Origin of the sequence: Cupriavidus pauculus (assembly GCF_008801835.1) — a bacterium.
Taxonomy (GTDB): domain Bacteria; phylum Pseudomonadota; class Gammaproteobacteria; order Burkholderiales; family Burkholderiaceae; genus Cupriavidus; species Cupriavidus pauculus.
On sequence record NZ_VZOW01000020.1, the window covers coordinates 36,944 to 51,049 of the forward strand.

The following is a 14,106-nucleotide window of genomic DNA, read 5'->3' on the forward strand; positions in this document are numbered from 1 at the left end:
CTCATGCCGCAGCGCGCAGTACGCGCACCTGTTCCGCCACGATGGGCTCGGTGGGCACGCGCGGCCGCACCAAATCGGCCAGGTTGACCACGTCGGCTACGCGGCCCGGCCGCGCTGCGAGCCGGACCACACGGTCGGCCAGCACTACCGCTTCCTCCATATCGTGCGTCACGAACACCACGGTCATGCCGTTGCCGGCCTGGATGCGCAGCAGTTCCGCATGCATCTGGCTGCGCGTCTGGGGATCGAGCTTCGAGAACGGCTCGTCCATCAGCAGGACTTCCGGTTGGACGGCCAGGCTGCGGGCCAGTGCCACGCGGCTGCGCATGCCGCCCGACAACTCGTGCGGCCAGGCGTCGCCACGCGCGTGCAGGCCAACGAGCTCCAGCATGTCGTCTGCGCGGCGGCGTCGATCGGATGTCGACAGGTTGCCGGCTTCAAGGCCGAACGCGACGTTGTCGCGCACGGTGCGCCAGGGCAGCAGCCGGTCCTCCTGGAACATGTAGGCGATACGGCGCCAGTCAGACACCTGCGGCGCGGGTACGCCATCCACCGCGAGCTGGCCCGCGTCAGGGGTCAACAGGCCGGACAGGATGTTCAGCAGCGTGCTTTTTCCGCAGCCGGACGGACCCACCAGCGCCAGTACTTCGCCACGATGCACGGTCACGTCGATCCGGTCGAGGATCGTGGTGGTCCCAAAGCGCTTGACGATGCCGTGTGCAGACAGAACAGGCGGATTCATGCGACGCCCCCCGCTGCCCGCATTGGCAGGTACGTGCCGGCCTGCGACAGGCTGGCGTAGACCTTTTCCATGGTCTGGGCGCGAAACGCCTCGATGTGGCGGCGCGCAATCGTTTCTGCGGATTTCTCGTCGTGATCCTCGAATGCCTTGATCAGCGAGTTGTGGTCATGGCGGATTTCGGGGCGCACACGCTGGACGTTGAAGCCAAGCGCCACCAGCCGCGACATCTCATCCATCAGCGACGACAGCGTGCGCGTCAGGCGTTCGTTGCCGGTGGCGTGGACGATGGCCAGGTGGAACTGCTTGTTCGCGTCCATGAACTTGTCGATACGGCGCGGCGCCGGAATCGCGTATTCGTCGCGGCACGCCGCTTCCAGCCCGCGTAGCAACGCCGTGTCGACGCGCCCGACGGCGAGCCTGGCGGCCATCGGCTCCAGTTGCACGCGCAGCGCAAACACCTCTTCGACGTCCTTGAGCGTGATCGGCGCCACTTGATAGCCACGGCGGGGCCGCGCGAAGATCAAACGGTCATGCGCCAGTCGGGTAAGCGCGATGCGGCAGCTGTTCTTGCCGAAGCCATAGGCGGTCATCAACTCGCCTTCGGTGACCAGCGCACCCGGCACCAGCTTGCAGGACAGGATGTCGCGGCGCAGCGCCGCGTAAGCGGCCAGACCCAGGCTGGTGTCTTGGGCGTCCTCTGCAATGCCGGCCTGCACGATCATCGTTCCATGCTCCTTCGCTTTTGTCGGGCGGCACGCATGTCCGCCTTGAAATACATGGACGTAGCTTAGGGCCGGGGCATTGGGAAGCAAACGAACGGTTTTACCGAAGCATATGAAGACGCTGCTGTGACTGAGCAGCCCACCGCTGTGAGCCGCTCACGGATGCTTGGTGGCATGTCTTCGGTGCGAACGATGGCATGCACAGGATGTGGACGACACGGCAATGCCAGCAGCGTAAGGGGAGCGGTACAGCGGAATGGAAGATGACTGCGCCCCCGTGCCACGATCGGGCTGGGGGGCGGAAGAGGGGGTGAAGCGGAGGTGAGTCGCGGATCAGTCCAGCAGGTCGGGCTCCGCTTCCACCAGTCCCGCGTAGAGGCTTTCGAAGGCGTGCAACGATCCTTCGTTGCCCCCGACCTGCCCATGCGTATGGCGGGCCGTTGCCTCGTCGATGGGCTGCGGCGTGCCGGCGGCCTCGGCCAGCAACTGGGTATGGGCGGCGTTTTCCAGTGCGATATACCACCACGCCGTGGCTTCGATGGTCGGGCCGGCGGTGAGGATGCCGTGGTTTTTCAGGATCGCGCCCTTGTGAGTCCGGCCATTGCCCTTGTCCAGCGCCTGGGCTATCCGGTGGCCTTCGGCCGTGTCCACCACCATGCCCGTGAAGTCGTCGAACAGGACATGGTCTTCGAAGAACGAGCATGCGTCCTGCGTCAGCGGGTCCAGCAAGCGTCCGAGCGTGGACCACGCCTTGCCATAGGTGGAATGTGTGTGCGCGGCCGCGACGATATGCGGATGCGCTTCATGAATCGCCGCGTGGATTGCGAAGGCCGCCTTGTTCAACGGCCGGTTGCCGACCACCGTCTGGCCCCGCGCATTTACCAGCAGCAGGTCGGACACCCGCATACGCGAGAAATGCACGCCAAGCGGGTTGACCCAGAAGTGGTCGGGAAACTCGGGATCGCGCGCGGTGATATGGCCGGCCAGCCCCAATGCAAATCCCTGGCGCGCGAAGATCCGGAACGCACCGGCCAACCGTTCCTGCCGATGGCGCCGCTCGGCCTCGATGGTCGGCCTTGCAGGGACCGGATCAAACCAGAACTTCTGCTGCGGTTCGGGGTTGGGCGTAAACGTGCCACGGCGTTCGAACGGAAATACGCTGCTCATTTGAAGCCTTTTTGTGAGGAACATCGCATGAACCTACGCCGGCCTGCCACGCAATGGAACGAAGCATTTGGCCGATGCTTATCCGGTTTTCGCGACGCCCAACCGGCCACGCAAGAAGCACGGCATATCGATATCGGCTTTCGTTCGTTCCCGCCCACGAAAGCCTTCCCTATGCTCATCGGCCAGACATCATTGCCAACGCGCACACGCGTATCTCTGTCATGACCGCTGCCTTGCCGCCTGCCAAGCTTCACCTGAATCTCAACGCGCTTCACTCTGGCTTTGTGCCGTCGGCCTGGCGCCTGCCCGGTAGCGATCCGCGGGCCTTTGTCGATGTGCAGCACTATGTCCGGCTGGCGCAGATCGCCGAGGCGGGCAAGTTCGACGCCATCTTCCTGGCCGACAACGCCGCCATTGCCGACCAAATCAATTTCCGGCCGATTACCGCGCTGGAGCCCACCGTGCTGCTTGCCTGCGTAGCGATGGCCACGCGTCATATCGGGCTGGTGGCCACGGCGTCCACCAGCTACAACGAGCCGTACAACATTGCGCGGCGCTTTGCCACGCTCGATCATGTCAGCGGCGGGCGCGCTGGCTGGAACGTCGTGACGACCGCCGATGCCGGGTCCGCGCGCAATTTCGGCCGCGCGGCGCCGCCTGATCATGCACAACGCTACGCGCGCGCCGACGAATTCACCAACGTCGTGAAGGCGCTTTGGGATAGCTGGGAAGACGGCGCGTTCATGGGTGACCAGCAATTGGGCAGCTTCGTGGACACGGCCCGCCTGCAGCCCATCGCCCACCATGGCCCGTGCTTCGATGTGCAGGGGCCGCTGAACCTGCCGCGGCCACCACAGGGGCATCCTGTGCTGTTCCAGGCCGGCGGCTCGAACGATGGCCGCGAACTGGCCGCGCGACATGCCGAAGCGGTGTTCTCCGCATCGCAAACGCTGGAGGAATCGCGCGAGTACCGCCTGGCCCTCAATCAACGTGCCGAGGCGCTGGGCCGCGGGCGCGGCGCGATTAAGGTCTTGCCGGGGCTGACGACGATCATCGGCGCCACCGAGGCACAGGCACGGCAACGCCGCGATGCGCTGATCGACCTGATTCCGTGGGACTACAGCCTGAACCGGCTGGCCGGCACGCTGGGCGTGACCGCCGACCGACTATCGCTCGATGCCCCGTTGCCGGATGGGCTCGCGCTGCCTGCCAACGGCAATCACACGTTCTTTCGCGCGACGATTGCACTGGCGCAGCGCCAGAACCTGACGGTGCGAGCGCTGATCCGTGAGCTTGCCGGCGGCGGTGGACATCGCGTCATCGTCGGTACGCCCGAGCAGATTGCCGACGACATCGAGCACTGGTTCCGCAGCGGCGCGGCCGACGGCTTCAACCTGATGCCCGATGTGTTGCCAGACGGCGTGCAGGATTTCGTGGATGGTGTGGTGCCCATCCTGCAGCGCCGGGGCCTGTTTCGCACGGACTACGAGGGCAGCACCTTGCGCGAGCATATGGGCCTGGCGCGGCCAGCGGGCAGGGCACACGCGCGCGCGGCGGCGTAGTCCGCATTTGCTATCTCGGATTACTTCGTGGACCGCGGGCGGCGCGATTCATAGACTGGTGGCTCCCAAACTCTCGCACCTGTCATCATGAAACGACGCTCCGCCTTTGGTCTCATTGCCGCGCTGGCCCTGTCGCTGTCCGCCCTGCCGATCGCATCGGCCTACGCCCAGCCAGCGGGCAGCAAGACGCTCAAGGTTGGCGTACGTGGCGGTGTCGACGAGGAGATCTGGGAGGTCGTCACGCGGGAAGCTGCCAAGAACGGGCTGAAGGTGGAAACGGTGATCATCACCGGCACCGCCAGCCCCAACGAGGCGTTGAACAACGGGGATCTGGACGCCAACTCGTTCCAGCACATTCCGTTCCTGCGTGACCAGATCAAGCAGCGCGGCTACAAGATCACCAATGTCGGCGACACGCTGATCTCGCCGATCGCGTTCTATTCGCGCAAGGTGAAATCTCTGGAAGCGCTGCCGAACGGCGCGCGCATTGGTATCCCCAACGATCCCAGCAACCAGACCCGTGCGCTGGTCATTCTGCGCGACCATGGCCTGATCAAGCTGAAGGATGGCTTCGATCCTTACACGGGCACCGTCACGCTGGCCGATATCACGGCCAATCCGCGCAAGCTCGAATTTATCGAAAGCGCGTCGGTGGTGCTGCCGCGTGCGTTGCCGGACGTGGACGCCGCCGCCATCGTCAACACGTTCGCCTATCAGGCCGGCCTGATCGCCACACGCGATGGCATTGCGGTGGAGAAGCGCGAAAACAACCCCTACGTCAACGTGATTGCCGTGCGTGAGAAGGACCGGACCGCGCCGTGGGTGCCGCAGCTCGTCAAGTCCTATCAATCGGAGGCAGTGCGCAAGTTCATCCTGACCAAGTATCAGGGGTCGGTCATTCCGGCGTTCTGAGGCGCTTGTGAACAAGGGCGATGACATGCACACGATTTCGCAATGGCCGACGCGCGACCCGCACATCGTGTTCGATCGCGTTGGCAAGACCTATGCGGGCGCCGCCGCGCCTGCGCTGGCGGAGGTATCGTTCACGATCGAACGGAGCGAAGTCTTCGGCATCATCGGCCGCAGCGGCGCGGGCAAGTCGACGCTGCTGCGAAGCATCAACATGCTGGAGCGGCCGGACCGCGGTCATGTATGGATCGACGACACGCACGTCGGCAAGCTCGATGAAGATGGTCTGGTCGGGCTGCGCCGGCGCATCGGCATGATCTTCCAGCACTTCAACCTGATGTCGGCGAAGACCGTCTTCGACAATGTTGCGCTGCCGCTGCGCGTGGCCGGCGTGCCACGTAGCGAGATCGACGGCCGGGTCAACGACCTGCTGGCGACCGTTGGACTCGCGGACAAGGCCCACGCCTACCCGGCGATGCTGTCCGGCGGGCAGAAACAGCGCGTCGGTATTGCGCGGGCGCTGGTGCATCGCCCGGAGATCCTGCTGTGCGACGAAGCGACTTCGGCGCTCGATCCCGAAACGACGGAGCAGATCCTGGCGCTGCTACGGGATATCAACAAGCAGCTCGGTCTGACCGTGGTGCTGATCACGCACGACATGGCCGTGATCGAAGAAGCGTGCGACCGCGTACTGGTGCTGGACCACGGCCAGGTGCAGGAGCAGGGGCCGGTCTGGCGCGTGTTTGCCGACCCGCAGGCCGAGGCCACGCTGTCGCTGCTACGCCCGCTACGCAAACGCGTCTCGGCGAACGGACATTCTGTGGAGGTATCCCATCGTGTTGCCAATGGCTGAGAAGTACCTGAAGGCGTTTGGCGAAACGCTGCTGATGACCGGCAGCGCGTGCCTCGTAGTGTTTGTCGTCGGCATGGCGCTGGCCATCGTGCTGACCGTTACCGCGCCTGGCGGGCTGAGCCCGAGGCCGCGTACCCACCGCGTGCTGTCGGTGCTGGTCAACATGTTTCGCTCTATCCCGTTCATCATCCTGCTGGTGGCCATGCTGCCGGTTACGCGGCTGATCGTCGGCACGACGATGGGCACCTGGGCTGCCGTGGTGCCGCTGAGCGCGCATCTGATTCCATTCTTTGCGCGGGTGTCGCAGGTGGCGCTCAATGAAACCGACGCAGGGTTGATCGAGGCGGCGCGCGCCATGGGCTGCCGGCGCTGGCATATCGTGCGGCACGTGTTGTTGCCGGAGGCACTGCCGGCGCTGATCGGCGGCGCTACGGTGACGGTGATCGCGATGATCGGATCGTCCGCGATGGCGGGCGCCGTAGGGGCGGGTGGCCTCGGCGATCTGGCGATCCGCTATGGCTACGAGCGCTATGAAACGGCGGTCATGTTCAATGTGATCGCAATCCTGATAGTGCTGGTGACGGTGGTGCAGTTCGCGGGCGAGCGGCTGGCTCGCCGTTTCGATCACCGCCGATAGCAACGCCGCCGCTTCAGTTTTTTGGGACGGCGCGTCTTCAGAACAGGCCGGTCGTGGGGGGCGGTTGGTCCTTCAGCAGCCATGCGCCGACGGCGGCCGCCTTCCACTGACGCGGATTGTGATTGGCCACGGTGCGGGCATTGCGCCAGTGCCGGTCAATATTGTATTGGCGATCGCAGGCGGATGCCCCGCCGACATCGAACGCCAGCTCCGCACTCTTCAGCGCCGCTGCGACGGCGAAGTATTGCGCCTGGGCGACGTCGATCGACGCCTGGGTCAGTGAGGCATTGCTGAGGTTGTCCGCCCAGGCGGCGTCGATGGAGTCGGCCGCGCGCAGCGTGGCGGCTTCGGCCGCAAACACCTGCGCGGCGATCTGACCAATGGTTTCCTGCACGTAAGGATCGTCCACCGATCGCTCGGCCGAACTGTGCTTGATCGGCCGGGCCTTGTTGCGCGCGAACCAGACCGCGTCGTCCAGCGCATTGCGTGCGATGCCGGCTTCCGTGGCAGCAAGGAATAGCTGGAAGACCGGTGATACGGGATTGCGGCGGTCGCGTGGCAAGTGGCTTGCGCGCAGTTCTTCGGGCTCGACGCGCATGTTCGTGAATTGGGTGGTGCCGCTGGCAGTCAGCCGCTGACCGATGGTGTCGAAATCATCGAGCAGCATCATGCCGGCTCGATCGCGAGGCACCGTGAAGTGCGTTTCCTTGCCGGCCTCATCCACGGCGATTGAGCTGATCCAGTCGGCATAGAGCGCGCCGGTACTGTAGTACTTGGTGCCGTTGACCACATAGTGATCGGCCTCACGGGCGATGGTGGCCTGGATGTCACCATGCTTGCCGCCGCGCTCCACGCCGGCATTGCCGACGATCTGGCCGCCGAGCAATCGGTCAAACCAGCGCTTGCGATCGGCTTCGTTGTCGTGACCCGCGAGCAGACCTTCGATAAGTCCGAAATTGGGCCGCAATGCCTGGGCGAGGTTGGCATCGACGGCGGCCAGTTCCTGCACAAAGCGGATGGCGTCACGCATGCTGCCACCGGGGCCGCCATACGCTTTCGGAATGCGGAACGTTAGCAGACCGGCGTTGGCTACCCGCCGCGCAAAATCAAAAGGCAGTTCGCGATGGATTTCGCGCTGTGCGGCGTCTCGTGCGATGTCGGGCAGCAGCGCTTTGGCTCGCTGGCGGAGTATTGCCACATCGGCAGCCGGAGGCAGCAGTTGTGGCGTCGAGGTCGGCGGCGCGGCATCCGTCTCGGTAGCGATCAAGGGCGCAAGGGGTTCTTGAAATGGCATGCGGTTGTCCTTTGGGTTTCTCGTCGAATGAGCACGAAAGACATCGTGCAGCAATTCTTTCGACGCGTAACGACCGATTTCGCATGCCGTTATGCGGCTAGTGTGTGGCGCCGCCGATTTCCTTGAGATCGATCGAGACTTCAAGCGCCGTCGCAACCATGATCTCGATGGCTTCGATCAGCACGCGAACATCCATGCTGGGCGCACCGGGATGGGCAGCGGCCATCTGCGGCAGATAGGGGACGTGAATAAATCCCCCGCGCAGGGCCGGCCGCTCGGTCGCGATGTAATGCAGCAGCGAGTAAAAGATGGCATTGCAGTTGTAGGTGCCGGCTGTCTGCGAGACCGATGCGGGGATGCCAGACGCACGCAGGCGGCTGACCAGCGCCTTGATCGGCAGCGAAGAGAAGTAGGCGGCAGGACCGCCGGCAATCACCGGCTCGTCGACGGGCTGCCGGCCCGCGTTGTCGGGAATGCGCGCGTCGACGACGTTGATCGCCACGCGTTCGATCGACACGTCGCTACGTCCGCCCGCTTGTCCCAGGCACAGGACGACAACGGGATCGACCTCCGCGATGGCATCCAGGAGCGCCTGCCTGACCTCGGCTATCACGCAGGGCACCCGCCGGGCCAGCACGCGGGCGCCGCCGATCACGCGATTATCGACGGCGCGGGCCGCTTCCCACGAAGGGTTCAGGGTTTCACCATCGAATGGCTCGATGCCGGTCACAAGTACGGTCTGCATTTGGCGCTGTCCGGAAGGCGGACGAATGGAAGGGGAGAGCAAATCGTACCGATGCGCTACGGATTCTTGAAATGGATATTCGTTATCCGTTAAATTCACGAAATGAATCTATCCCGCATCGATCTGAATCTTCTCGTGGCATTTGAGGCGCTGTATCAGACGCGCAGTGTGACGCTGGCCGGCAGGCGCCTGAACCGCGCCCAGCCGTCGGTAAGCAATGCGCTGACCCGTCTCCGGACGCTATTTGGCGACGAGCTGTTTGTGCGCAGCCATGCAGGGATGGAGCCCACGGAACTGGCGCACACGCTGATGCCCGGGATTTCCGCGGCGCTAGATCACGTTCGCCAGGCGGTGGGCCAATCGGTGGCTTTCGATCCCGCCGCACCGGCTGGACGCGGCTTTACCATCGCAGCCACCGACTACGCCGACATCGTCCTGCTGCCGCACGTTATCGGCCGGCTCAGGCGGCAGGCGCCTGAGATCGATCTGCGGATCATGGCGCTCGACCGTGCCGCGATCTACGAGCAACTCGACCAAGGCATTGTCGACGTCGCGATTGGCGGACACCTGTCCGCGCCGAAGCGCATGGTGCAAACCACGTTGTATGAAGAGGACTTCGTCTGCATCGCCAGCCGTTCACATCCGCAACTGCGCGCTGGCAAGCGACGGCGCCAGATCGACCTCTCGACCTATCTGCAACTGCCCCACGCACTGTTTGCCCCCGGCGATAGTGGATCGCGCCGCGGGGTCGTCGATGGCAGGCTGGACAAGCTCGGTCGGCAACGGCGTGTCGCGGCGACCTTCTCGCATATCGTCGCGTTGCCGTTGGCGGTGGCGCAAAGCGATCTGGTTGCCACCGTTGCCCGACGGGTGGCGCATCGGCTGGCCTCTCCCGAGGTGCAGATTCTTGAAGTTCCAGAAGAACTGGCCGATACCGGGTTCGATATCGAACTGATCCACAACCGGCGCACGCAAGCCGATGCGGCGGCCGTATGGCTCAGGCAGCAGATTCAGGCGGCCGTCAGTGAGATGGTTTGAGTCTCATCTGTCGAGCGGGCCAACGCGCCGAAACGCGGCAAGTATGGCCAGGTCATAGCCGATCTTCAATACACCACAGGCAAGCAGCGGCGCGCCAGTCCAACCCAAGGTCATGAGCCCACCGGCAAGCACCGGGCTGATCGCGGCGGCCAGGCTGCGCGGCACTGCGGTGAAACTTGCCGCCGCGGTCCGTTCCGGGGGAGTGACCACCGCCATCACGAATGCGGTCCGCGTCGGCACATCCATCTGAGACAGCGCACTGCGCGCCAGCAGCAACATCAAGGTCAGCGGCAACGATGGGGCAAAGGCGGCGGCAATCAGAAACGCACTGGATGGAATGTGCGTGAACACCATGGTGTTCAATAGCCCGATTCTTCGGGCCAGGGGAACGGCGGCAAGCTGGGAAGCCGTGGTCAATAGTCCGGCCCATAAGAAAAACTGGCCCGCCGCGCCCGGAGCCATCCCGAAACGCTGCATCAACCAAAGCGACAGCAAGGCATTGACGACGAGGCCGCCCGCAAACGCATCCACACTGAACAGCAGTGCGAGCCGGATGACGATCCGGCGTGAGGGCCCCAGCGGCGTGATCGATGTCGACTGCGCGTGAGGTTCGGGCAACTTTGCATAGAGCGCCCACAGCGCAATGCCCGTCAAGGCATAAACCATGAACATCAGGCGCATGGCGGCCAGGAAAGACAGGCTGGTGTGCGAGCCAAGCCAGCCAGGTATCGCCGCGGCCAACGCACCGAACGCAGCGGAGAGGGACCCTGCGAGCCCGTAACGCGCGAACAATGCCGTGCGCGCCTCGGGGGCCGCAGCCTCGGCCAGCCGCGCCTGCTCGAGCGGCAGGAACACACTGACGTCCCCCGAGCTGGGGTTCAGCGTGCCGACAAACGCGACGATCAGGAGCGGCCAGAGCGACGACAGTCCCGCAAAAGCCGCGCCGGTAGCGGCCATCAGGACCGCCGCCCATATCAGCAGGCGGCGTTGGGGAAAGCGGCTCCCGATGAGTCCGAGCAGAATGGTTGCGATTGCGGAGCCGATCAGCGTGACACTGCTGATCAGCCCCACGGCGAGTTGGTCGAAGCCAAGCGCCAGCAGGTAAGCGGGCAACAGCACGGCCACGAAGCCGTCGCAGAAGCCGCGCAACGCCCGCCCGGCAAGAAGCGGCATCGCACTTGCGTCGATGCCGGACGGGAATACGAGGCCGGAAAGCAATGAGCGATTCATCCGTTGCGCCGCAACACATCGTTGATGTGGGGTGCTCTGTACGGCGGCGGTGCTGGCCGGCGCCAACGGGACCGAAAGCAGCCAGATCGAGCCAGTCACGCAGAGGCGCCATTCAACCACCTGTTTCAGAGTGTAGACCACCAGATGGTGTTGTCGCCCTGGACTCCCTTCCACAGCATGTGCGTGATCCCGCCTATCGTACACACGCCTGGCCCTTGCGACGTGCCGACGCCAGCCACGTTGATCTGGCCAGTAAACTCATTGCCATCGAAAAGAGAGAAATAAATGCCAGAGTCACCGGGAATGCCCTTCCACGCGAGCAGGATGCGATTCCCTCTGACGGTCGCCGATGGGCCATTGCTATTGCCGATATTCCGCCAAACGCCGCCTTCCGTTTCATTCTCGACATACGATACGACTCTCTGCGGCTGCCATATCGCCCCCGGCTGATTGTCGATCGACGACCAATAGACCAGATCGTCTCCCTCCACGCCTTTCCAGAACATGAAAAGTCGGCCATGAAGCGCTGCCAGCGCTGGCGGCGCCGATGTGTCCCCACACCGTTGATCTTGCGCTGCGGCGTCCAGTTTCCGCCTGAAATGATCGACCAGTAGATTCCCTGATCGCCATCCACGCCCTTCCACGCCATGTAGATCGTGCCGTTAAAGTTTGCTAGCGCGGGGCGATGGTTTGAACCGACGTTTGGAATCTTGCGCTGCGGTGCCCAATCGCCGTCACCAATGATCGAGTAGTAAAGCCCTTGATCGCCCTTGACTCCTTTCCACGCCATGATCAGGCCATTTGATGTATCACTCGCGCGGATGGTCGCGAGTGCGGGGCTTTCGGTTGATCCAATGCCTGAGATCTTCTTCTGTTGGCTCCAGACATTGTTCACAAGCTGCGATTCATAAATTCCTTGATCGTCTCCCGTTCCCTTCCAAACCATATGCAGGGTCTGAGTCGATGTCGCGCGTGACCGCACCGCAAGTGCAGGCCGGTCGCTGGTGGCCCGGTCACCCAGCTGTATTTGGGGGCGCCATCCGTAGAGATTCCTTATCGCATCGGTGCTCTCCGAGTCGATGACCGCTGCATTCAAGTCGTATGGGTACATTAGAGAGCGCCGATCATTCGAATGAGACAGGCCAAGTACGTGACCAATCTCATGAAGCGAGACGGATAAAAGGCCGGCCGTTGTCCAGGCTTCGGCACTATCAAAATTGATCCGTCCACTTGGCGGATAGCCGCCATCCGCCAGTACACCGCCTGCAGATCCGAAATAGCTCCGTAGCTCAGTTCCGCCGAACCGCAGCTGGATGTCGCCGCCAGAATCGACGCGCGTGAAAGAGAAAAATCCGCTAGCTGCCTGCCACTGCGCGAAAGCCCCGGCGATCGTATTTACGACGTCATTAGGCGGCAACCCGCTTCCCGCAGGGTCAATCGAGAAAGTCAGGACGCCTCTGTCCCAACGTCCGCCGGGAGACCCAAAAGTCTGAATTTGAGTTGGACCGTGCGATCCGTTAGGTACGCCACAATGCGGGCGGTTGAGAGCATCCAAAATCGCCTGGAGCGTTGGCGAATCGAAATCTCGAACCCGTGGGTGGAGCTGGATCCCGTTGCCGGAAGGCACATAGTGCGCAAGCGCGTCCCTCAAGGCGGCAGGCAGTTTGTCGTCAGGCTTGAGAGAGGAAAAATCGTGATCGACGATCAGTCCTCGCGCAACCAGACTGTCATGTATATCTCGGAAACTTGTTGGCATTGCAATGCCCCTTATTGATGTTTCGCCCAGATCAATCGGCGGAAAAAACCGAAAGATTGACGTTACGTCTTGATGACTCGCTAGCCAGGAATCGTTACCACGCCGCTTATCGCCAAGTCCGTCAAATGGCTTCCCTCGGGCCTGTATCGGGACACAAGGATTTAGCGGGAATCCCGCATGGCAATCCCGCAAAGGAGTACGATCCGGTAGCGCAGGAATGTCGCGCGCTGCTTGCGCGTGGAGAATATAGTTACGGACGGCACCGCTTACCTCCCCAAAAGAGGTTAGGGCGCGTGTCGGAGGTGCTACTCGAAACGGGTGAGATGGGGCCGCGGCACACCTAGCAATGCGCAAACGAGTTCGCCTTGCCGGCGCGTGTCCGTCTTCGCGAACAGATGCTTCAGATGCGTGCGGGCGGTTTCGATGCTGATCTGCAGACTATCGGCGGCAGCGGCCAGGCTGGCGCCGGACGCAAGGTGGTCTGCAAGGGCTGATTCGCGTTGCGTGAAGCGGTACTGCGCCCACGTGCGCATGTCCTTTCCGCACGTGCCTTTGCTCTCGGTAACTAGCAGCAGTAGTCGCGCGCCCGCGGGTCCGCCCGATATGGCGGCGTCGAATCGCACGGGCGTCACCTGTAATGGCGCATGCGGCGGCTGTCTTGTCAGGTAACAGGTGGGACCAGGGCATTGCGCGTTGCCCATGAGTGCTGTGCTGGCGATTGCAGCGTGTAGGCGCTCGACTTCGTGGGGATGCGACGCTGATATCTTGTCGCGCGAAATCAACAGCCCATCGCCAGCCAGCGCCTCCGCGCGTGCGTTGACGAAGACGGGGCGCAGGCGGGCATCCAGCAGGATCACGCCCACATGGACATGGGCCAGCGCGTCATATATGCAGTGCGTCTGTACCGAAACGATATCGAGGCGCGATCGCACCGCTAGCGCGGCCTGCAAATGCGGCGCCATGTATGCGGCAAGCCTGACGTCGTCGGCATCGAAATCGGGCTGACCTAGCAGGCGCCCTGCCACGAAATAGCGCGGCCTGCGCTCACGCTGCGGCAATGGCACGAGCATGCCGTAGAAGCCGTCTACCTTGCGGATGCAGTGCTGATAGAGCTTGGAACGGGCAAACTCCACGTCGCTAATGCGGGCGGTCTGCCGTGTCGGCACGCCTTCCGAATCCACGCGGGGCAGTTGTGGCTCAGTTCGTGGCTGAGCAGGGTGACGGCCTCGCGATCCATACCAACCGACGCCAGCAGCATGGTCGGCGTCTCGGCGTCGACCACCATGCCGCAAGGCGCATCGAGCACTTTCGTCATGCCCGCTAGCGCGTCGGTCCATGCACTGTCGTCCAGCGCAGCCTGGTACGTCCGCTCCAGCGCCATCAGCACGGCATGCATTCGGTCCATATACCAATCTCACCGGGCGAACGCGACCCTGCGATTCTAGGTAAGC

Annotated in this window: 13 protein-coding genes and 1 pseudogene; 5 read left to right on the plus strand and 9 right to left on the minus strand. The window is 63.3% G+C overall.

Annotated elements, in window-relative coordinates; translation table 11 throughout:
• Window position 1: 1 nt before the first annotated feature.
• From F7R19_RS19405 to F7R19_RS19415, 3 genes are all read right to left on the minus strand, one after another.
• On the minus strand, window positions 2–742 hold the full coding sequence (locus F7R19_RS19405; RefSeq protein WP_061954373.1) for an ABC transporter ATP-binding protein: 741 nt from the start codon (window positions 740–742) through the stop codon (window positions 2–4).
• Window positions 739–1,464, minus strand: coding sequence for a GntR family transcriptional regulator (locus F7R19_RS19410; RefSeq protein ID WP_150981692.1), 726 nt, complete (start codon window positions 1,462–1,464; stop codon window positions 739–741). The genes F7R19_RS19405 and F7R19_RS19410 overlap by 4 nt, the downstream gene beginning before the upstream one ends.
• 333 nt (window positions 1,465–1,797) lie before the next feature.
• A complete protein-coding gene (locus tag F7R19_RS19415; RefSeq protein WP_150981693.1) occupies window positions 1,798–2,631 on the minus strand; it encodes a class II aldolase/adducin family protein in 834 nt (277 codons plus the stop codon).
• Window positions 2,632–2,852: 221 nt separating this feature from the next.
• On the opposite strand from F7R19_RS19415, the gene F7R19_RS19420 reads away from it, so the two are divergent.
• The 4 genes and pseudogenes from F7R19_RS19420 (at window position 2,853) to F7R19_RS19435 (ending at window position 6,592) form a co-directional block, all read left to right on the plus strand.
• Window positions 2,853–4,193, plus strand: coding sequence for an LLM class flavin-dependent oxidoreductase (locus F7R19_RS19420; RefSeq protein WP_150981694.1), 1,341 nt, complete (start codon window positions 2,853–2,855; stop codon window positions 4,191–4,193).
• An 87-nt stretch (window positions 4,194–4,280) separates the two neighbouring features.
• Entirely contained in the window at window positions 4,281–5,105 is an 825-nt protein-coding gene (locus F7R19_RS19425; protein ID WP_150981695.1) for a MetQ/NlpA family ABC transporter substrate-binding protein, read from the plus strand.
• Between the two features lie 25 nt (window positions 5,106–5,130).
• A pseudogene (locus F7R19_RS19430) lies at window positions 5,131–5,913 on the plus strand (methionine ABC transporter ATP-binding protein); the annotation flags it as partial.
• Between the two features lie 34 nt (window positions 5,914–5,947).
• Window positions 5,948–6,592: a methionine ABC transporter permease gene (locus tag F7R19_RS19435; RefSeq protein WP_285846661.1), complete on the plus strand. Its 645-nt coding sequence runs from the start codon at window positions 5,948–5,950 to the stop codon at window positions 6,590–6,592.
• A 37-nt stretch (window positions 6,593–6,629) separates the two neighbouring features.
• Here F7R19_RS19435 and F7R19_RS19440 read toward each other — a convergent pair whose 3' ends face one another.
• Both F7R19_RS19440 and pcp read right to left on the minus strand, forming a co-directional pair.
• Window positions 6,630–7,886 (minus strand): acyl-CoA dehydrogenase family protein, encoded by a 1,257-nt coding sequence (locus F7R19_RS19440; protein ID WP_150981697.1) that lies wholly within the window; start codon window positions 7,884–7,886, stop codon window positions 6,630–6,632.
• 97 nt (window positions 7,887–7,983) lie between these two features.
• On the minus strand, window positions 7,984–8,631 hold the full coding sequence (gene pcp / locus F7R19_RS19445) for a pyroglutamyl-peptidase I (protein ID WP_150981698.1): 648 nt from the start codon (window positions 8,629–8,631) through the stop codon (window positions 7,984–7,986).
• A 102-nt stretch (window positions 8,632–8,733) separates the two neighbouring features.
• On the opposite strand from pcp, the gene F7R19_RS19450 reads away from it, so the two are divergent.
• Window positions 8,734–9,669 (plus strand): LysR family transcriptional regulator, encoded by a 936-nt coding sequence (locus F7R19_RS19450; RefSeq protein ID WP_150981699.1) that lies wholly within the window; start codon window positions 8,734–8,736, stop codon window positions 9,667–9,669.
• A 3-nt stretch (window positions 9,670–9,672) separates the two neighbouring features.
• Here the strand turns inward: F7R19_RS19450 and F7R19_RS19455 are convergent, their stop codons facing one another.
• The 4 genes from F7R19_RS19455 to F7R19_RS29815 all read right to left on the minus strand — a co-directional run bounded on the left by F7R19_RS19455 (window position 9,673) and on the right by F7R19_RS29815 (window position 14,060).
• Window positions 9,673–10,899 (minus strand): MFS transporter, encoded by a 1,227-nt coding sequence (locus F7R19_RS19455; protein WP_150981718.1) that lies wholly within the window; start codon window positions 10,897–10,899, stop codon window positions 9,673–9,675.
• Window positions 10,900–11,092: 193 nt separating this feature from the next.
• Entirely contained in the window at window positions 11,093–12,655 is a 1,563-nt protein-coding gene (locus F7R19_RS19460) for a matrixin family metalloprotease (RefSeq protein WP_150981700.1), read from the minus strand.
• 305 nt (window positions 12,656–12,960) lie between these two features.
• Window positions 12,961–13,788, minus strand: coding sequence for a helix-turn-helix transcriptional regulator (locus tag F7R19_RS19465; RefSeq protein WP_170292618.1), 828 nt, complete (start codon window positions 13,786–13,788; stop codon window positions 12,961–12,963).
• A complete protein-coding gene (locus F7R19_RS29815; RefSeq protein ID WP_170292619.1) occupies window positions 13,740–14,060 on the minus strand; it encodes a hypothetical protein in 321 nt (106 codons plus the stop codon). Before F7R19_RS29815 ends, F7R19_RS19465 begins: the two co-directional genes overlap by 49 nt.
• Window positions 14,061–14,106: the final 46 nt, after the last annotated feature.